The sequence below is a fragment of the Snodgrassella alvi genome, assembly GCF_002777425.1.
In the GTDB taxonomy this organism is placed as follows: domain Bacteria; phylum Pseudomonadota; class Gammaproteobacteria; order Burkholderiales; family Neisseriaceae; genus Snodgrassella; species Snodgrassella alvi_B.
Map to the genome: position 1 here is coordinate 14,520 of NZ_MDVC01000089.1, position 21,199 is coordinate 35,718.

Genomic DNA, 21,199 nt, shown 5'->3' on the forward strand with positions numbered 1-21,199 from the left:
AGGAGATTTTTAAATTATGGCAAAAGTAATCGGTATTGACCTGGGTACTACCAACTCTTGTGTTGCCATTTCCGAAGGTGGCCAGACTAAGGTAATAGAAAATGCTGAAGGTGCACGTACTACACCTTCTATTGTAGCTTATCTGGACGATAACGAAATTCTGGTAGGCGCCCCAGCCAAACGTCAGGCTGTAACCAACCCGAAAAACACTGTTTACGCAGTAAAACGTTTGATTGGCCGTAAATTCGATGATGCTGAAGTGCAGCGCGATATCAAATCCATGCCTTTCCAGATTGTTAAGGCCAACAATAATGACGCTTGGGTAGAAGCGCATGGTGAAAAACTGTCACCTCCACAGGTTTCTGCTGAAGTATTGCGCAAAATGAAAAAAGCAGCTGAAGATTATCTGGGCGAAACAGTAACTGAAGCTGTGATTACCGTACCGGCCTATTTTAATGATAGCCAGCGTCAGGCTACTAAAGATGCCGGCCGTATTGCTGGTCTGGACGTAAAACGTATTATTAATGAACCAACTGCTGCGGCTCTGGCTTTTGGTATGGATAAAGGTGAAAAAGGCGACCGCAAGATTGCCGTTTATGACCTTGGTGGCGGTACGTTTGATATTTCCATTATTGAAATCGCTGAAATTGATGGCGACAAACAGTTTGAAGTATTGGCCACCAATGGTGATACTTTCCTCGGTGGTGAAGACTTTGACCAGCGTCTGATTAATTACATCATTGATGAATTCAAAAAAGATCAGGGCATCGACCTGAAAAATGATGTAATGGCCTTGCAACGTCTGAAAGAAGCTGCGGAAAAAGCCAAAATCGAACTGTCCAGCGGCCAGCAGACTGAAATCAACCTGCCTTACATCACCATGGATGCTTCTGGCCCGAAACATTTGGCCATGAAAATTACCCGTGCCAAATTCGAAAGTCTGGTAGAAGACCTGATTACCCGCTCTATCGAACCTTGCCGCACCGCAATTAAAGATGCCGGCCTAAGCGTAAATGACATTAACGATGTGATTCTGGTAGGCGGTCAGAGCCGTATGCCGAAAGTACAGGAAGCGGTTAAAGACTTTTTTGGTAAAGAACCACGTCGTGACGTTAATCCAGACGAAGCCGTGGCTGTAGGTGCTGCAATTCAGGGCGCTGTATTAGCTGGTGACCGTAGCGATGTATTGTTACTGGACGTAACGCCATTGTCTCTGGGTATTGAAACCATGGGTGGTGTGATGACCAAACTCATCAATAAAAATACCACCATCCCTACCAAGGCAACGCAGACATTCTCTACCGCTGAAGACAACCAGAGTGCTGTAACCATCCATGTATTACAGGGCGAACGTGAACGTGCTTCTGCCAATAAGAGTCTGGGACAGTTTAATCTAGGTGATATTCCGCCAGCTCCGCGTGGTGTTCCACAGGTAGAAGTGACTTTTGACATTGACGCCAATGGTATTCTGCACGTATCTGCTAAAGACAAAGGTACTGGCAAAGTAGCTAATATTACCATTCAGGCTTCTTCTGGCTTGAGTGAAGAAGAAATCGAACGCATGGTAAAAGATGCGGAGGCCAATGCTGAAGAAGACCGCAAGTTGGCTGAACTGGTAAGCAGCCGCAATCAGGCTGAAGCCCTGATTCACTCTGTACAGAAATCTCTAAGTGAATACGGCGACAAACTGGACGCTGCTGAGAAAGAAAAAATTGAAGCAGCCATCAAGGAAGCTGAAGAAGCTGTTAAGGGCGAAGACAAAGCTACTATTGATGCTAAAGCTGAGGCTTTGGGTACAGCCAGCCAGAAACTGGGCGAAATGATGTATGCTCAGGCACAGGCTGAAGGTCAGCAGGCCGGCGCTCAAGCAGAACAGCCACAAAACAAAGGCAACGACGATATCGTCGATGCTGAATTTGAAGAAGTAAAAGACAAAGAGAAAAAAGACTGATTTTTTTCTCCTTATATGTACAACCCCACTTATGAGTGGGGTTTTATTTTATGGATGATTTGTAACCGATAAAGCCTATTTTGTCTGACCAATTGTTCAGGCAGATAAGAATGATTACTTTCATCCTGATATTTTTGGTGTTCAAACCACAGTTTTGGTATTGCTGTCTGCCAGTATTTTTTACACAGATGAATACATATATGGACAGATACTGCCATTATATCTGTAAAAAAACTAACATGTTAGGAGGCTGGCCGTTACAATAATCGTACCAATTATTTACAACAAAGCAATTCTACTGGAGCAGAAGATGGACTTTTATATTTTGCTAATCCTACTCGGCATCTGTTGTGCCATATTAACGGCTGGATTTTGTGGACGTACGCAGCGTTGGGGACCTTGGACAATGCTGATTGGCATTAGCTGTCTGCTGCTTCTGATTATGGTGATGATTTATAAACTGTCACGTGTTGTCTGATTATTGGCAGCCCTCTACCAGTTTGCTGTCCATTCAGGCAGACAACTTAACTAGTTTAAATGCAGACAGAAATCAATGACAATGATTACAACCAGATAGAATTGATGTATAACTTTATCTTGTTCAGTTAATACTATTCCCACTAAGAAAATTTGAAAATAGGTAACCACATGCAAAACAAATTAAGCAAAATGACATGTATCGAAGATTTGCGCAAAGTTGCTAAGCGCAAAGTACCGAAAATGTTTTACGATTATGCCGATACCGGTTCGTGGACAGAATCTACCTATCATGCCAATAGTGATGATTTTCAAGGTATTAAGCTACGTCAGCGCGTACTGACGGATATGACCGGCCGTACACTAGAAACAACGATGGTAGGACAGCAAGTAAAAATGCCTGTGGCACTGGCACCTACGGGATTAACCGGTATGCAACATGCTGATGGCGAGATTCTGGCGGCACGGGCGGCAGAAAAATTTGGTGTACCATTCACCCTGTCCACCATGTCTGTCTGCTCCATCGAGGATGTTGCAGAAAACACCAGCGCCCCTTTTTGGTTTCAACTGTATGTGATGCGTGATCGTGAATTCATGCGCGATCTGATTCGCCGTGCTCAAGCCGCAAAATGCTCCGCGCTGGTGGTTACTGCTGATTTACAGGTACTAGGACAACGCCACAAAGATATCAAAAACGGCTTGTCTACTCCGCCTAAACCAACCCTGCGCAACTGGATGAATCTGGCCACCAAACCGGAATGGTGTCTGGCCATGCTCAATACTCAACGCCGCACCTTCCGCAACATCGTTGGCCATACCAAAGGCGTAGCTGACATGACCTCACTGTCCTCATGGACATCTGAACAATTTGATCCGCGTCTGAGCTGGAAAGACATAGAGGAAATCAAGGATTTATGGGGTGGAAAACTGATTATCAAAGGTATCTTGGATGCTGAAGATGCTGAAATGGCAGTGAAATCTGGTGCAGATGCGATTGTGGTATCCAATCATGGCGGCCGCCAGCTAGATGGCGCACCCTCTACTATCCATGCTTTACCCAATATTGTCTCTGCGGTAGGTAATAATATTGAAGTTTGGCTGGACAGTGGTATCCGCAGTGGTCAGGACGTTCTCAAAGCCATTGCCATGGGTGCCAAAGGTACATTGATTGGTCGAGCATTCCTATATGGTCTGGGCGCATATGGTGAAGACGGAGTAAAACGCGCATTAGAAATTATCTATGATGAAATGGATACCACCATGGCCTTTACTGGACATACTGATATTAAAGCCGTCAATACGGATATTTTGATACCCGGTACTTATCCTGTTGCCAGATAAATTCATCTAACCCAAACAACATTTAGGGCTATTTGTTTCAAACAAATAGCCTTTTTTATTGATACAGGCCGCTAATACATCTTATGGCAATATTTACTAGCGATTTTCACATACGGGAACAGGTGACAAAGCTTCTGTAGCCAGCTATGCTTGTCTTTTTGATTGCAGATTAAATTGTTATGAACATCACTGAGAAAATTGCTTCAGAACTGAATGTTGCTTCTGCACGGATTCAGGCAGCGATTGACTTGCTGGATGATGGCGCCACTGTACCGTTTGTGGCACGTTACCGCAAAGAAGCTACTGGAGGTCTGGATGATACTCAACTACGCACCCTTGCTGAACGCCTACAATACCTGCGTGAATTACAGGAACGCAAACAGACAGTACTATCCAGCATTGAAGAACAGGGCAAACTCACTGATGAATTGCGGCAGACCATAGCAGCAGTTGATAACAAAACTGCATTGGAAGATATTTATCTTCCCTTTAAACCCAAACGCCGTACTAAAGCCCAGATTGCCCGCGAGCATGGGCTGGCACCACTAGCTGAAGCCCTACTCACTCAGCCAGACCTGAATCCGGAAAGCGCCGCACAAAGCTATCTGAACGACAACGTAGCCGACAGCAAGGCGGCGCTGGATGGCGCGCGTGCAATTTTGATGGAACAATTTGCTGAAGATGCCAATCTAATTGGGCGCTTACGTGATAAATTGTGGCGTGAAGGAGAAATCCATGCCACGATACTCGAAGGTCAGGAAAGTGCCGGCGAGAAATTCAAAGACTACTTTAATCATCGCGAACCGATTCACAGTATACCCAGTCACCGTGCACTGGCCATATTACGCGGCCGTAACGAAGGCATACTGGCACTCAGTCTGAAATACCAGCCAGATGATATTCCGCTGAGCGAACAGAGTATTTACGAACAACTGATTGCGCAACAGTTTGGCATTGCTGATATGGGACGTGCAGCCGACCGCTGGTTACGCGACACCGTACGCTTGAGCTGGCGTGCCAAAATCTTCCTCTCACTGGAACTGGAAGCGCTGAACCGACTAAAAGAAAATGCAGATCAGGCTGCCATTAGCGTTTTTGCCCAGAACCTGAAAGATTTACTGCTGGCCGCACCGGCCGGTCGCCTTACCACCATCGGGCTTGATCCCGGCATCCGTACTGGTGTGAAAGTAGCCGTAGTCGACGATACCGGCAAGCTGCTGGAAACCGCCACCATCTACCCGCATCAACCGCGTAACGACTGGAAAGGCGCACTAACCATACTGATGCATCTGGTTAAACAGTATAAAGTCCAATTGATTGCCATCGGCAACGGCACCGCCAGCCGAGAAACCGACAAACTGGCCGGTGAGCTGATTCGCACCCTGCCGGATTACCACCTGCAAAAAATTATTGTCTCCGAAGCTGGCGCATCTGTTTATTCCGCTTCGGCACTGGCAGCCAAAGAATTTCCCGATTTGGATGTTAGCCTGCGTGGAGCTGTTTCTATTGCCCGCCGCCTACAAGACCCACTGGCTGAGTTAGTTAAAATCGACCCTAAGTCCATTGGCGTTGGCCAGTATCAGCATGATGTTAACCAAAGCCAGCTAGCCAAAAGCTTGGATGCCGTAGTTGAAGACTGTGTGAATGCAGTGGGTGTAGATGTTAATACCGCCTCAGTTGCGTTACTCGCGCGTATTTCTGGCTTGAACAACACACTGGCTCAGAATATTGTCAGCTACCGCGACCAGAACGGCGCTTTCGCCAATCGTCAGAACCTGCTTAAGGTACCGCGTCTGGGTAGCAAAACCTTCGAACAGGCAGCCGGCTTTCTGCGTATTCAAGGTGGAGATGAACCTCTGGATGCCAGTGCCGTCCATCCCGAAAGCTATCCCATCGTAGCCAGAATGCTTAAAACAGCACAACTGCGTGCCGACCAGCTCATTGGCAACCGCAGCGTGCTTAAAGCACTGAAACCCACCGATTACATTGATGCCAATGTGGGGCTGCCTACCATTAACGACATTCTGGCCGAACTGGAAAAACCCGGCCGCGACCCACGTGGTGAATTTCAAACCGCTACCTTTGCCGACGGTGTGGAAGACATTACCGACCTTCAGCCCGGCATGATACTTGAAGGCGTGGTCAGCAATGTGGCTGCATTTGGCGCCTTTGTTGATATTGGTGTCCATCAGGACGGACTGGTACATGTTTCTGCACTGGCCGACCGTTACATTGCCGACCCGCGCGATATTGTTAAAGCCGGTGATGTTGTTAAGGTTAAAGTAATCGAAATTGATATACCGCGCAAACGTATTGCTCTGTCCATGCGTCTGAATGACGATGCTCAGGCAGCATCTCAACGAAACGAACGCCCGCGCAGACAGAATGGCAAAACGCCACACAAGCCCAGCAGTGCAAATAATGCCATGGCTGCGGCCTTTGCCCGTTTGAAACAGTAACTGTAAAGGCAATCAGTTAACAACAGGGGGGGCATTAACTGCCCCCCCTGTGTATATCAGCCTGAAAGCAATCATCAAGACGCAGCAACACCTCTAGCGACAATCTTTGCCAGACAGCGGCACACTCACCTGCGAATGATCCTGAAACGTATAAACATACACAAAATTAAATCCACCCAGCAACATACGCCGAGTCAGCGGCTGGCGGCAATTCTGCTGTAAATCTTTTTTCGCCGCAGCCACATTGAAATTATTCTGATTACGCTTGCTATCGAGCATCGTATACGAATAATAAATTGTCTGGTTATGCCGTACTGCTGCGTTAAACATAATCTGGTTATGTTTCTGTGGCAGCTTCTTCTGTAACGCCAGCAACTGCTGGTCAACAGATGTTGTCAACGCCGGGTCAATCGCCAGCGGCATATGCGCAGGCAGGCTGGCTGCTTCAGATGAAGCGGTGGCTGAATCCGCTGATTGCTGGTTACAGCCGACCAGCAAACACAGACAGAATAGCCCACAGATTATTTTTTTCATGGTTTACACTTTCAGCGCAAATAGCAGGCAAGTTATCCAGTAGTACCTGTAAATTCTACCGTACACCCCTTAAATCTATTCCAGATAACCAGAAAATAGTGTAACACGCCTAGATTAATTTTCTACCTGTTTGATAACATTATTTAGATCATCCATTTTCAGATTTTTGCGCAAATATTCCTCGTCCTCAGGCAGCACAATTTCTACCGATTGCTTGCGCTCAAACGCCAGCTCAGCCTTACTGGCCATAAAATCAATTACATGCCCGCCCAGTTTACGCGTGGTATCAATAAAATGCAGGTGAAAACCGGCTACTGATAGCTCCTTGAAAAATTCCGGTGTCCAAAAACCAATTAATGTACCGCTTACATCCTCTATAGTATCTACTACCTGCTGTTCAAATACCTTGACTACAGACGGATAAGGTTTCTGCTGCGCAAACGGACGGCGGATTTTCAGCTTATTGAAGCGGCCACTGATTTTTACGGCCACAAATATATTATCCAGCGGCAAATAGTGCGCCAGATGTGTATACAGATTATTTTTACTCACATCGGTGATATCCACTACTTTATCCGGCTGAAACGTTGTTACCTGTACAAATGGCAAAAGCTCATCGTCACCCATGACCTTTACCGCTTTATCACCGTCTGCTTCCAGAAAATCCTTATCAATAATTACCTCACCGGCAAGTGCATGCGAGCAGCCCAAACCAAAATCACCATGTTTTTTTGCTTCCCCAACACCGAATACCCCATCAAACAACCCTGCCATCAAAGCATTAATTGTTGAAAACTGCACGATTATCTTCTTCATTTCTGTCTACTCCAGCAGCAGATTCTAAATTATTTACATATTAATATATTCCATATTACACCTTAAATTAATACATTTTTAGCTGTTTCTTACCTCATCCTGATTTAATCCCAGAAGTTTTAAAGACGCCATAAACAACAAATTGCCCTGACAGATAGCTCCCACAAATACTGCTGTATACGCAACAACAGTGCCGATACTGTTATGGTATGAGCAATCTTGATTATTTCTGGCTATGATTCGGGCTGGCGCAATCAACCAACCCTCTCACAGGCAACCCATGCAACTTTTGTTTACTATTTTCTGGCTGTCATTGCAGAAATCTGCACTCTGGCTGCTGGGTACATTACTTTGACGGTTATTTGTATGGCTGCTGGTACTGGTGGAAGTCATATTGGCGACCGCGTATATACACAGTCTGTAGCAGCATTTATATCTGTTGCTCGCTGCTGTCACCATAATTGGTAATAAAGTAATACCGGATAAATGAGATATCAGTGGTGTGCTGGTGTACCCGCTTGATACTGCAATTATGCTATTAGCACCACGAGACTGAATTTTTGCTCAATTTATTAATTCTGCTGAATGTGGCATTCATTTATGTGCGCGAAAAGTGACAAGCAGGCAAGCTACGTCTAAACTTGCTGTTTATAGCTGAACGAACTATGGCTGTAGATTATTATGTTATTAAAAAGCTTACTTTCGTTGTCGTTAGGTACATTTGCACTAGGCATGGCAGAATTCAGTATGATGGGTATTCTGCCAGATGTGGCCGCTTCACTCGGTATCGATATTGCACAGGCCGGGCATTTTATTGCTGCTTATGCGCTTGGTGTATGCAGTGGAGCATGGCTGCTGGTATTAAGTTACCGCTTACCGCCCAAAACCATTCTGCTGTCACTGTCGGTACTGATTGCGATTGGTAATCTACTGGCGGCCATGGCACCCGGCTATATAACTCTGCTGCTGGCACGTTTTATTTCCGGCTTGCCACATGGCGCCTATTTTGGCATCGGTTCAATTGTCGCTACCAAACTGGCACCTCCCGGACGTTCGGCGCAGGCGGTAGCCATGATGATTGCCGGCATGACAGTAGCCAATCTGCTTGGTGTACCGGTTGGCACATGGCTGAGTCTGCATTTAAGCTGGCGGCTGGTATTTACTTTGGTTGCCGTAGTAGCAATTGTGCTGGTGTTCACTTTGCAGCGTTTTATTCCACCAATAGAACGGCTACCAGATACCGGTATTCTGGGACAATTCCATTTTCTGAAATCGGCGGCACCGTGGCTGATTCTGGCGGCCACTACTTTAGGTAATGGCGGAATCTTCTGTTGGTTCAGTTATATCAGCCCGTTATTAACGCAGGTATCCGGTTTTAGTGGTAATCAGGTTAGTTTGTTAATGGTGCTGGCCGGTGCCGGTATGGTGGCTGGCAACTGGTGTGGTGGCCGTCTGGCAGACCGCTACACACCGGGACAGGTAGCCGCCAGTTTGCAGGGGCTGGCAGCTGTGGCGCTGCTACTGATTTTTCTGTTTGCTTCAACTGGCTGGCTGTCGGCGACACTGATGTGTATATGTACATTCTGCCTGTTTGCGGTATCGGCACCGCAGCAATTATTATTGCTGCGCCATTCTCCGGGCGGTGCACTGCTTGGTGCTGCCAGTGTACAGATGGCATTTAATCTGGGTAATGCCATTGGTTCGTATGGCGGCGGGCTGGCCATCAGCCAGCACTGGGGCTATCAATATCCGGCATTACTGGGTGTACCACTGACATTATGCGGTTGTGCCTGTCTGATATGGTTTCACCGCCGCTATGAAAATCAGGGACAGTTTATCTGAAACTTACGGAGGTTATGATGAGTGATTCTATACCACTGAGCATCAGGCAACGCATGCAAGTGGCCATTAAAAATGGCAATAAAGCCGAACAGCAACGCCTGTGGCATGAATACAGTGGCCAGCAGAGCTTTTCCAATGAATGGGTGATGGCGGCGCGGCTGGGCGAGCCCGGTTATACAGAAGAACAGGCACATATGGTTGCCTGCCTGTTTGGCCGCTGTTAGACAACACCATTACGCTACGAGTATTTATGGCTGAAATAATAGTTGAAACACATCCGCTGGCACCGTTTCTACCAGCCAGTGCGCGGCTGCTGATGCTGGGTTCATTTCCGCCACCAACTGCACGCTGGAAAATGAATTTTTACTATCCCAATCTACAAAATGATATGTGGCGCATTTTTGGGCTGGTGTTTTTTCAGGACAAGCACCATTTCTTTACCGAAAACAATAAAGCATTTAATGAGCCCTTAATCCGTGCTTTTTTATCTGAACGCGGCATTGCCATTAATGATACTGCCTATCAGATCAGGCGCCTGCAAAACAATGCAGCAGACAAGTTTCTCGAAGTGGTTACCCCAGTAGATTTACCGGCCTTACTGGCACAGATTCCAGATTGTCAGCACATAATGACTACTGGTGACAAGGCCACCAGCACACTACTACAGCTTCTGCCAGCCGGTACAGCCGCACCAACTATCGGCCATCCCACTGATACCACTCTGGCTGGCCGGCACCTAACTTTATCCAGACTGCCCTCTTCTTCGCGTGCCTATCCGCTCGCACTGGAACGTAAAGCAGCCATTTATCGGGATTATTTTCATACTATCGGTTTATTAAGCTGATTCTGACTATTTAGCGGGAGAACATTGATGCACATTCTGGTTTTTGGAGCCACCGGTGGCGTTGGCAGGTCTTTAGTTGAGCAGGCACTGGCCAATGGTGATGAAGTTACTGCGGCAGTGCGCACACCGGAAAAACTCAACTTACAGCATCCCAACTTGCATATTCGCCGCTGTGATGCGTTTGAGGCTACTGATGTTGCTGCACTGTTTGCCGCTAACAACCATTATGATGCAGTGGCCTCAGCTCTGAACACTAATCAGGGGGTCAAACCGGGTGATGATTTGCAGCGCATGCTCAGCAATATTGCTCCGCAATTGCAACAACATGGCATTAAACGCATCGTCTACTGCGCTTCCGCCGGTGTGGATAATGAGCTGGAAGGTGAACGTGGTCAGGCGGCAATGGAATTTCTACGCCATCCGCTGGTCGATCATCGTGCTGCAATTGAGCAGATTCAGGCGGCTGGTCTGGACGCAACGATTGTGCGCCCGCTGGGCTTAACTCATGATGCCCTTTCTGGTCATTATGCTGAAGCAACACAGGGCATTCCAGCTGGCAGTGGCCGTATTGCCCGCGCGGATGTGGCTCATTTTATGTTGAAAGCGCTACATAACGATGCTTATATCGGCCAGTCTATAGCGTTATCAGGTTTCTGAATAAATAACTGCTGCCAGAGAATCAACTCATGGCAGCAGTATTTTTTGGCCGGCTGTTTGCTGTAGCGGATAGCCGGTTTTTATTTGTGAATTTTCTGATAAAACGATGCCTCGCCCTCTGGGCGGGTTTTGAAACGTTTATGTAGCCAGTAATACTGTGACGGCTGTTCGCGCACCCGTGCCTCAATAAAATCATTCATGCGCTGGGTATCGGCAACTATGTCTTTACTGGGGAAATTGTCCCACTGCGGATAAAAACGCAAGGTAACGCTGCCATCCGCTTCACGGGTAGGAATCGCCGGAATAACCTTAGCTTTAGTTAAAGCGGCAATACGGCTAAGGCCGGCAATCGTAGCAGTGGGAATACCGAAAAAATCCACAAAAATCGATTCACGCCGCCCAAAATCCTGATCGGGCAGATAAAGAAACGGCGCACTGCTGGCTTTGATTTTCTTGATAATGGCACGCAGCCCTTCCGTACGTCCAATCAGAAAAGCATTGTTATAACGCTGGCGTCCTTTGAGAATTTGCTCATCCAGCTGCTTGTTTTTCTGATGCGAATAGACGCTAATCAGAGGAACATCCTGATTGAGGGCATATACCGCCGCCTCAAAAGCAGTAAAGTGCGGATAGAGTAAAATCACTTTCTCACCGGCAGCCAGTACTTCATCCAGATAATGCTTGTCCTGATAGCGCACTAGCTTTTTCAGCCGTCTGGCATCGCCATACCAGTACAGGCCATATTCCAGTAACAGCATGGACATATGATAAAAATGTTCACGCAGTACCTTGCGCCGCTGCCGTTCTGTCCATTCGGGAAAACATTGGCGCAAATTAATCAGGCCAATGCGCCGCCGCGGCGCTACCGCATAATAACTTAACCAGCCCACACATCGTGCCAGTGCATGAATCATACACAACGGCAGTAATTGCAGCACATATAAAAAAGCAAACGCCAATTTCATCATCATTACTAATATTACCTAACTGCTTATCGCCAGCCATGCACTTAAACGCTATCTATTGTACACAAGCTGCCACCACTTTACATTCACAGTTGTATATAAACATTTGCCTTACAACAGATTGTAATAATGTTGTGTATACGGAAAGGATAAAAAAATAACACGGTCTGCACAGAATGCACAGGCCGCGTTAGTAGATAGCAAAGGATTTCAATGTGCCCCGCCGCCACCGCCACTACCAAACGGTGGCTTGGCAAACCATACCAGCACAATCAGAATTAAGAAAGTCAAACCATACAGCCAGAATAAATCATTCGCACCCATAATATGCGCCTGCTGACCAATAGTATGCTCAATCGAACCTAAAGGCTGTACACCACTTAAACCGAGCTGATTCATACCCTGAATTGACTCATTCATAGTGCTATTATAAGGATGGATGTTTTCCACCAATTGCGTATGATGCAAAGCTTCACGTTTATCCCACAATACATTTACCATTGAAGTACCAATACCACCGGCCAGAATGCGCACAAAATTGGAAATACTCGACGCGCTGGCAATCTGCGAACCAGACATATTAGACAGGGTAATCTGAGTTAACGGCATAAAGAACATCGCCATACCAATCCCCTGCACAAACTGCGGCCAGAATACATCCATAAAACCCATGCCAGCATTAAAATTGGTACGCCAGAAGAAACAGATAGCGTATACGGTAAAGCTGATGGTTACCAGCACCCTCATATCCAGCCGGTTACCAAACTTACCAATCAGTGGCGACAACAATACTGGAAAAATACCAATAGGTGCCGTGGCCAGCCCCGCCCAGGTAGCGGTATAACCAAGCTGCATCTGCAACAGCATCGGCAGCAGTACAATCGCCCCCATATAGGTCATATAGGCTGTACTGAGGGTAATTACCCCTACGGTAAAATTACGGTCTTTAAACAGGCGCAAGTCTACAATCGGATATTTGGCATACCATTCCCAGATAACAAAATAGCCCAGACACACTACAGCAATAACAGCCAGAACAATAATTTCATTGGATGAGAACCAGTCCAGCTCATGGCCGCGGTCAAGCATCATCTGCAAGGCACCTACGCCTACTACCATCAGCGATAAGCCCATGCGGTCGATTGGCTCGTGTACAGTTTCGGTTTCGCGTTTTTTCATCATCTGCCATGAAATACCGGCAGCCAGCAAACCAATTGGCACATTAATAAAGAAAATCCAGCCCCAATGCCAGTTATCACTGATAATACCACCCAGAATCGGCCCGAAAATCGGTGCCACAATGATTACCATCGACCACATAGCCAGCGCCATTGGACGTTTTTCCGGCGGATAGGCGGCCATCAGCAAACTTTGCGACAGCGGAATCATCGGCCCGGCCACAGCACCCTGCAACACGCGGAAAAACACCAGCAATGCCAAACTGGGTGCAATACCACATAAAAACGAGGCCAACACAAACGACAGTGTCGCCACGACAAAGACTTTCACTTCACCAAAGCGGCGCGCCAGCCAGCCAGTAAGCGGTACTGAAATAGCATTCGCTACCGCAAACGCAGTAATCACCCACGTACCTTGACTATTGGCTGCACCCAGATTACCAGTAATGGTTGGCAATGCCACATTGGCAATGGTGGAATCCAGCACCTGCATAAAAACGGCCAGTGACAGTGCCACCGTAACCAGAGCCAGTGCCGGACCTTTTAAAGGAGAATGCGTCATTCAAGCAGCCTTATTGCAGAAACATTACTCATCTCGCAGCATATCCAAATCTGTGCGCACAGACACAAATAATGCGGTTCACAAAGATAATGCTTCTGGAATTACAGTAAAATCAGGCCAAATCACTACCTGAGTAAAACCTGCTGGTGACAGGGCTGTTGTTCCTGCACCAGCAGCATCCAGATAAGATTCAGCATTAACAGAATCAGGGAGCGTACTGGGCGAAAATCTGCTCAATCATATTATTGATTGGCGTCCAGTCAATTGCAGCCATATTGCCATTGGTGGGAATCGCATGCACTGATGTTAAATCCTGCCCATTCTGGTTACGCGTATTTACCTCAACATCCATTGATAACCCTACCCGCAACGGATGCGCAGCCAGCTCTTTCGGATCCAGCGCAATACGCACCGGCACGCGCTGTACCACTTTAATCCAGTTACCGGTTGCATTCTGTGCCGGTAAAAGAGAGAACGCTGCACCCGTACCAGCAGACAAACCAGCCACCTTACCGTGATAGGTTACTTTACTGCCATACACATCTGCTCTGATTTCCACCGGCTGCCCGATACGGATTTTAGCCAGCTGGCTTTCCTTGAAGTTGGCATCCACCCAGACATTATTCAACGGTACTACCGCCATCAGTGCCGCGCCTGTAGCCACTTTCTGACCCACCTGAACATTGCGTTTGGCAACTTGTCCATCTACTGGCGCCTTGATTTGGGTACGCTGTAAATCCAGCCATGCACTTTTCAGATGGCTGACTGCTGTCATCACTGCCGGCTGCTGGCGCAGCGGAACATTATGCCCCAACACCGCTTTTGCCGCACTTTCCTGCCCTTGCACAGCTTTCAGTTTTGCCTGAGCTTCCAATACCGCATCACGAGCATGGCTTAACTCTTCAGCAGAAATGGCATCCGTACCGGCCAGACTCTGGCGACGCTGCAAGTCTGCTTGCAAGCGTTTTAACTGAGCCTGTTGTGCGGCCACCTGTGCACTGGCCTGACGTGACTGAGCAGTCTGCTGCTGATTCTGGCGAATTGCATTAATCAGCTCATCATGTGCCCGTTCAAACGCTAGCTGCATATCACTGTTATCCAGCTCAACCAGCACCTGACCGGCTTTAACGGTTTGCGTGTCATCCACATTCACCTTCTGCACCGTACCAGTAATCTGCGGCGTAATCTGCACCAGATGACCATTCACATATGCATCATCGGTGGATTCTTTATGCTGCCAGACCAGCAGATACATCAGCAGAAAGCCCAGTGCAATCAGCAGAAATACGGCAGTCAGCACCACCAGCTTGCGCTTGCGGCCTGTGGGCACTCGTTCAGACTGCGGCTGAACCGCCGGTTGCGAGGTTGTTACCGCCTCGTTAGTTTGCTTTTGTTCACTCATACGTAAATAGCTCAATAAAATAGAAAAATAACAGTAAATTAACGAGTAGCCTGAGTATCTGAAAGCTGGAAACCACCACCCAGCGCAGCATGCAGACTATTCCAGCTCTGTTGCTGCCAGGCAATGGTTTTAACCCAATCAGCACGTGCCCTCAAAGCAGTATCTTCGCGTTGCAGTTTGGTAATAGCATTGTCCAGCCCGGCCGCATGACGTTTGCTGCTGGATACTGCATTCTTCTGTGCCACCTGAAAAGCCTGCTGCTGCAATGGCAATGCCACCGTACTGTGCTGATAATCACTCATGGCATCGGCTGCCTGCTGCAAGGCTGTCAGTACCGTCTTATCATATTGGGCTACCTGTTCATTATAGGCAGAACGTTTACCCGACAACGCAGCCTGCAAACTGCCTGAAGTAAAGATAGGCAACGAAATGGCTGGCACAATACCCAGCATCCGTGAAGAAGAATGCACCAGATCAAACGCATCCACGTGCGCCAGACCGGCCAAACCCTTAATTTCAATATCAGGATAAAATGCCGCCTCTGCCGCCTTGATACCAAAATAATTCGACTGTAATAAGGCTCGTTGTGCAGCAATATCAGGCCGTTGTCCCAGAATATCCGCACGCAGCCCATCAACCGCCACCTCAGGCACTTTACCCAGCGGCTGAGGTACCATTGCCGGCAGCTGGTTTGGCGACAGACCAACCAGTACCGCCATGCTGTGACGAGTACGTTCGATATCCGCCTGCGTCTGGCGCAAGGCACTTTGCAAACCCAGTACTGTTTGCGTAAAAGTATACTCATCACTGGCTGGTTGCAAACCAGCATGAATCCGGTTGGCAACCAGCTTTTGCAACTGCTGATTCACACCAATACGCTGTTGCAGAATATTCACCTGCTCCTGCAACAACTGCCATTGTGTATATTGCGATACAATGCTCTGGCTTAACACCAGTCGTGCCTGTTCCTGCTGATAGGCAGCAGCAAGACGCGCACCAAGTGCCGCCTTAATCAGATTACGCTGCTTGCCCCAGAAATCAAAAGTATAATTAACGGCCACAGCAGCCATTTCATTACGGAAAACATGATTCGGGTCATCACCAGCCCTATTTGAATCCGGCTTCGGATTCAAATATGCAGCTACCCCATTTGCCTGTATACCTACCTGTACACCAGCCTCACCTCTGGCACCACGCCATTGCGCTTCTGCTTGCGCAATACGCGCGGCAGCAATGCGCAAATCCGGTGCATTAGCCAAGCCTGTATCCATAAGCTTATTCAACAGCGGCTGATTCAAACCCAGCCACCAGTTCTGCCCAGTATGGGCAGACTGACCGGCAGGTAATTGCAGTTGTGTCGCCTCCTGTGGCGTTTGCAAATCTGGCTGCTGGCCAAAATTGGCACAGGCAGACAACAGCAGCAAAGTAACCGGAGTAATAAGGGATAACTGACGTAATCGGAATCGGGGCACAGACACAGTTAATTTCATGCAAATCTCAGCAAAAAAGTTAAGCAGCAGTTAATAACTTGGTTAGCAACTGCTGCAATTGTTCATATTCCGGTTCACTCAGGGCTGACCATACCCGCCGGCGTACCTCATTGGTTTCCGGACTAACCAGCTGAATCAGATTTTCACCAGCTTTGGTTAACTTCAAGGTAATTTTACGCCGGTCTAAAGGATGAGTAGAACGCGTTGCCCAGCCATTAAGCACCAAATCATCAGACAAACGCGTTGCACTGGTGCGGGTTAGATTCAGAATACTGCTCAGTTCTGATGGTAAAATCTCATGATTCGGCCGCGCATAAACCGCTATCAGCGCATGCCATAGACTTTCTGACAGATGGTGCTGGCGCAAACGTTCATTCAGCTCACTTTGAATAGTCGTATGCACCAGACGTATTAACCGGCTGAGCATTACCAACTGAACATTCATGCTTGGCATTTTCACTGCCAGCACCCCTAAAGTAGCTTCCAGTTCGGTAGCAGGAAGAGAAAAACCCATGTTAGAGCACCTCAAAATCCAAAAAATAAACCATTACAATAACCATACCATTTATTATAAATGAAGCTTATAGTTTGGCTGAAAATATTCCAACCCCAAAATAGTAACTATATTATCAAATTTATTGACAAGTACGCTTATATGCCCGTAAACCGCCCCACCAGCAAATATCATTACCGATGCACCTTTTCCAGTTCACAGACATAATCTGCCATATGCCATGCCAGACATCAGGCTGACCACACCACAACCATAAACTGCTTTGAACCATCATTTAGACCAGTGCACCGGCCAGAACCAGTCACAGAAAAATCAACCAGCCGAACTTATTAATAAACAGTCACAAATTCCACACTGATAATTATTTTTCTATACAAACTATAAGATAAAAATCCAGAACTATCCTTATGTGTTAAGGGCATAATTATATTTGATAACAGATTAAATATTTAGTTATTTTGAAGATTTTTACGCCATATTAACCAGATATCTGTTTTATTCTGCCTGTCTCAACAACCCTTCACACCAGCCTTAAACAAAATTGCATCTTTCCCCCTATACAAAACTGCAATTTTCTTAGCAAACACACCAACAACAACGACAAAACCAGCAAGGTTAGTTTATTTCTCAGACAAGCTTTCAGGCTGCCATAAACACAACACGCACCTATTCTGACCAAATCCTGCAACTGCCAAAACCATATCCGCAGCCGGCACAACAACCAGCAAAAAGGCTGCCTGAAAAGCAGCCTTTCTTCATACAACCTGAATCAAATACCCGCAGCCTCACGCAATAATTGCGCCTTATCCGTGCGTTCCCATGTAAATTCTGGTTCTTCACGTCCAAAGTGGCCATATGCTGCCGTTTTCGCATAAATCGGCCGCTGCAAATCCAGCATTTTAATAATCCCTTTCGGACGCAAATCAAAATGCTCCTGCACAATCTCAATTAGTCGATTTTCATCAATTTTACCGGTACCAAAAGTATCAATCGCAATAGAAGTAGGCTGAGCAATACCGATAGCATAAGAAATCTGAATCTGACACTGACTGGCCAAACCAGCAGCAACAATATTCTTCGCCACATAACGGCAGGCATAAGCAGCAGAACGGTCAACCTTGGTAGGGTCTTTACCAGAAAACGCACCGCCACCATGCGGCGCCGCACCGCCATAAGTATCCACAATAATCTTGCGGCCAGTCAGACCACAGTCGCCCTGCGGCCCGCCAATCACAAAACGGCCGGTCGGATTAATCAGATACTGCGTTTCATCAGTTAACATATCAGCAGGCAATACCGGCTTGATGATATATTCTTTCACCGCTTCAACCAGTTCCTCACGCCCGACATCCGGTTCATGCTGCGTAGACAACACCACCGTATCAATGCGCTTCACCTTACCAGTCTCACTGTCATACACACAGGTTAGCTGCGCTTTCGCATCCGGGCGCAACCATGGCAGCTCACCACTTTTACGCACTTCACTCTGGCGCTGCATCAGACGATGCGCATAATAAATAGCAAACGGCATCAGCGTAGGCGTTTCATCACAGGCATAACCAAACATCAGCCCCTGATCACCGGCACCCATATCCAGGTCAAGACCTTCCCCTTCATTAACACCCTGCGCAATATCAGGAGACTGCTCGTCATAACACACCATCACCGCACAGCCGCTGGCATCAAAGCCCAGCTCCGATGAGTTATAACCGATACGCTTAATCGTATCGCGTGCAACCTGAATATAATTAATATGCGCACGTGTAGAAACCTCACCGGCCAGCACACACAAGCCGGTATTGACTAAAGTTTCAGCCGCCACGCGTGCGGCAGGGTCCTGAGTCAGGATAGCGTCTAAAATAGAATCGGAAATCTGGTCGGCAACTTTATCTGGATGACCCTCAGATACCGATTCGGAAGTAAACAGAAATTCACTCATAATTGGCGGATACTTTCTGATGCTAATAATGCTTTATGGGCAGTTATAGATGCTTTTGTTATAATGTTGCCCAAATTTTGAGTTTGAGATACACAACAGATGCAAAAGCTGGTTTATGTCGTATTTTCCTTGTTGGCATTAATTCCCTTGCCAGTCTTACAAGGCATAGGTTCAATACTGGGGCGTCTTGGCTATTACTTTGCCACCAATGAACGTAAACGCACAACTAGAAATCTGCATTTTAGCAAACTTGCCGCCAACGACCAACAAGCAGAGAAACTGGTTAAATCCGTTTTCTCCGAAACAGCCAAAAGCGGGCTAGAACTGTCCATCGCATGGACCCGCTCCAGCAAACACATCGTCTCCCTGTTTAAAGAAGTGCACGGCTGGGAACACATCGAAGAAGCCATCGCCCGCAACGAAGGCCTGCTGCTTATTACCCCGCATCTGGGCAATTACGACCTTGCCGGCCGTTACCTGAGTGAAAAACTACCCTTTCCTCTCACCGCCATGTATCGCCCGCCCAAAATAAGTTGGCTGGAAAGCATAATGAATAACGGCCGCGTCCGCGATAACGGCTATACTGCACCGGCCAATATGCAGGGCGTCAAACAAATCGTACGTGCCTTAAAAAACACAGAGGCCACCATCGTTTTGCCCGATCAGGTACCTGGTGAAGGCGAAGGTGTATGGGCAACTTTTTTTGGTCAACCAGCCTACACCATGACATTGGCCTCACGTCTGGCCGTCATGCCTAAAGTAACCGCCCTGTTCTTTTGCGGCGAACGCCTACCCCACGGCCGCGGCTTTGCCCTGCATATCGCTCCGCTGGAAGGTACACTCAATGGCAATCGTGAACATGATGCCCAGATTATCAACAACAATGTCGAACAATGGGTAGCACGCTTTCCCAGCCAGTATTTGTTTGGTTATAACCGGTATAAGCACCGTAATACAAAACCACCGACTACCCCATAGCAATTACAGAACATACCTAGAATAAATCATCACAAACAGACTGATGACCACACTAGAGACAAAATACTGGAAAGCCATTTTGACAGAACAGTTATTTAAACTTAAATAATAAATATATTATTACCAAAATCTGTATATCAGCATTGTAGTAACTATTCATAGACACATAAATAAACTTGTATTTTAAATATATAACCTTATCAGCGAAAATAAATTCTATTTTATTAGAAATTACTCAATATAATTTTTATACATAAGAAACCAATTTAAATAATTGCTTATATATAAAATATTTACAGATAAATATTTATGCTTACTGCTTTGTCACTAAATCTAATAAATACTTTAATAAGTAGCATAATTTCATTTCTTAAGAATATCTATCGCTATAATGCAAAGCTTTTCAACCTTAAAGTTACTATTCATTAGCATAAAAACAAATCTATTACTTTAAATAGAAATGTATTACAAAGACGGACTGGCTTGCTGCACAGAAAATATAAAACAGACTGACCAGTACGATATCATTAGCTAATAGCAACAAACTTATTTATATTACAAATTAGTTAAATTGATATCAAAATACCTATACTTTTATCTTTTAAATCCTTTTTCGCATTTCTATCATCTATATAAATATAAGTGTTGATAAAAAGTATAGCTTGAATCTTTTTCCAACTTCAATATTTGTTCCCAAAATAGCAAAATCCAAAGATAGCGACAGACAAATTGCCATGAATCAGAATTCAGAAAAATTAATTTCAGCCGCCTATTCCGATAATAAACAGGCTTTAGAACAATTATTAATTTTATCCCCAAAGGAGATTAGTAGATTTGCCAGAAAAACCTGTTCCATATCTAAAGACATAGAAAATGCGATACAAATAACACTTTGGCAAATTCACAGAAAGATTGGCACATTAAAAACAATAAAAGCTCTTACCGACTAGCTCTTCAGAATTATAGAAAGAGAATGTTATCGGCTATTTAGTTCCCGACTGTCAAAAAATACCGAGACAAAATTTAATCTAAATAACACAGCAACACCTGATTATGATTTGAATCTACGCATTGATTTAACAAATTCAATTGTGACTATGCCACCGATTTATCGCCAAATATTAATTATATGGGATAATGAAGAATATACCGCACCCAGAGTTGCCAAAAAATTAGGTATTACTGTTGAAGCTGTAAAAAGTAGGCAGCACTGAACCAGAATAATGATAAAAGAAAAAGAGCCATAAAGG

Annotated in this window: 17 protein-coding genes; 9 read left to right on the plus strand and 8 right to left on the minus strand. The window is 46.2% G+C overall.

Annotation, left to right across the window (positions count from 1 at the left end):
• Positions 1-16: 16 nt before the first annotated feature.
• The 3 genes from dnaK to BGI33_RS07860 all read left to right on the plus strand — a co-directional run bounded on the left by dnaK (position 17) and on the right by BGI33_RS07860 (position 6,228).
• Complete coding sequence (dnaK, locus tag BGI33_RS07850; protein WP_100090663.1) at positions 17-1,951, plus strand: molecular chaperone DnaK; 1,935 nt, start codon at positions 17-19, stop codon at positions 1,949-1,951.
• A gap of 648 nt (positions 1,952-2,599) precedes the next feature.
• Positions 2,600-3,769: an alpha-hydroxy acid oxidase gene (locus BGI33_RS07855; RefSeq protein ID WP_100090664.1), complete on the plus strand. Its 1,170-nt coding sequence runs from the start codon at positions 2,600-2,602 to the stop codon at positions 3,767-3,769.
• A gap of 179 nt (positions 3,770-3,948) precedes the next feature.
• A complete protein-coding gene (locus BGI33_RS07860) occupies positions 3,949-6,228 on the plus strand; it encodes a Tex family protein (RefSeq protein WP_100090665.1) in 2,280 nt (759 codons plus the stop codon).
• Between the two features lie 93 nt (positions 6,229-6,321).
• On the opposite strand, the gene BGI33_RS07865 is transcribed toward BGI33_RS07860, so the two are convergent.
• Positions 6,322-6,762: a hypothetical protein gene (locus tag BGI33_RS07865; RefSeq protein ID WP_100090666.1), complete on the minus strand. Its 441-nt coding sequence runs from the start codon at positions 6,760-6,762 to the stop codon at positions 6,322-6,324.
• Positions 6,763-6,876: 114 nt separating this feature from the next.
• Positions 6,877-7,578, minus strand: a complete 702-nt coding sequence (gene budA / locus BGI33_RS07870) for an acetolactate decarboxylase (RefSeq protein WP_100090667.1) — start codon at positions 7,576-7,578, stop codon at positions 6,877-6,879.
• Positions 7,579-8,259: 681 nt separating this feature from the next.
• Between budA and BGI33_RS07880 the strand changes: the two genes are divergently transcribed.
• From BGI33_RS07880 to BGI33_RS07895, 4 genes are read left to right on the plus strand one after another with little or no spacing between them, the layout of a single operon-like run.
• Positions 8,260-9,420, plus strand: coding sequence for an MFS transporter (locus BGI33_RS07880; protein ID WP_100090669.1), 1,161 nt, complete (start codon positions 8,260-8,262; stop codon positions 9,418-9,420).
• Between the two features lie 17 nt (positions 9,421-9,437).
• Positions 9,438-9,644: a cyanate hydratase gene (locus BGI33_RS07885; protein WP_257378984.1), complete on the plus strand. Its 207-nt coding sequence runs from the start codon at positions 9,438-9,440 to the stop codon at positions 9,642-9,644.
• Between the two features lie 26 nt (positions 9,645-9,670).
• Positions 9,671-10,264 carry a uracil-DNA glycosylase family protein gene (locus BGI33_RS07890; protein WP_100090670.1) on the plus strand — a complete coding sequence of 198 codons (594 nt, stop codon included), beginning with the start codon at positions 9,671-9,673 and terminating at the stop codon, positions 10,262-10,264.
• A 27-nt stretch (positions 10,265-10,291) separates the two neighbouring features.
• A complete protein-coding gene (locus tag BGI33_RS07895; RefSeq protein WP_100090671.1) occupies positions 10,292-10,921 on the plus strand; it encodes an NAD(P)-dependent oxidoreductase in 630 nt (209 codons plus the stop codon).
• Positions 10,922-11,001: 80 nt separating this feature from the next.
• Here the strand turns inward: BGI33_RS07895 and BGI33_RS07900 are convergent, their stop codons facing one another.
• From BGI33_RS07900 to metK, 6 genes are all read right to left on the minus strand, one after another.
• Entirely contained in the window at positions 11,002-11,886 is an 885-nt protein-coding gene (locus tag BGI33_RS07900) for a lipid A biosynthesis lauroyl acyltransferase (protein ID WP_100090689.1), read from the minus strand.
• 210 nt (positions 11,887-12,096) lie between these two features.
• Positions 12,097-13,626: a DHA2 family efflux MFS transporter permease subunit gene (locus BGI33_RS07905; protein ID WP_100090672.1), complete on the minus strand. Its 1,530-nt coding sequence runs from the start codon at positions 13,624-13,626 to the stop codon at positions 12,097-12,099.
• A 205-nt stretch (positions 13,627-13,831) separates the two neighbouring features.
• On the minus strand, positions 13,832-15,028 hold the full coding sequence (locus tag BGI33_RS07910; RefSeq protein WP_445081766.1) for an efflux RND transporter periplasmic adaptor subunit: 1,197 nt from the start codon (positions 15,026-15,028) through the stop codon (positions 13,832-13,834).
• A 38-nt stretch (positions 15,029-15,066) separates the two neighbouring features.
• Positions 15,067-16,518 carry an efflux transporter outer membrane subunit gene (locus BGI33_RS07915; protein ID WP_100090674.1) on the minus strand — a complete coding sequence of 484 codons (1,452 nt, stop codon included), beginning with the start codon at positions 16,516-16,518 and terminating at the stop codon, positions 15,067-15,069.
• 19 nt (positions 16,519-16,537) lie between these two features.
• Complete coding sequence (locus BGI33_RS07920; RefSeq protein WP_100090675.1) at positions 16,538-17,032, minus strand: MarR family transcriptional regulator; 495 nt, start codon at positions 17,030-17,032, stop codon at positions 16,538-16,540.
• A gap of 769 nt (positions 17,033-17,801) precedes the next feature.
• A complete protein-coding gene (metK, locus tag BGI33_RS07925) occupies positions 17,802-18,971 on the minus strand; it encodes a methionine adenosyltransferase (protein ID WP_100090676.1) in 1,170 nt (389 codons plus the stop codon).
• A 99-nt stretch (positions 18,972-19,070) separates the two neighbouring features.
• Here metK and BGI33_RS07930 point away from each other — a divergent pair, with 99 nt between their 5' ends.
• Both BGI33_RS07930 and BGI33_RS07935 read left to right on the plus strand, forming a co-directional pair.
• Positions 19,071-19,949, plus strand: a complete 879-nt coding sequence (locus BGI33_RS07930) for a lysophospholipid acyltransferase family protein (protein ID WP_100090677.1) — start codon at positions 19,071-19,073, stop codon at positions 19,947-19,949.
• Positions 19,950-20,683: 734 nt separating this feature from the next.
• On the plus strand, positions 20,684-20,899 hold the full coding sequence (locus BGI33_RS07935; RefSeq protein ID WP_100090678.1) for a hypothetical protein: 216 nt from the start codon (positions 20,684-20,686) through the stop codon (positions 20,897-20,899).
• The last annotated feature ends 300 nt before the right edge of the window (positions 20,900-21,199 follow it).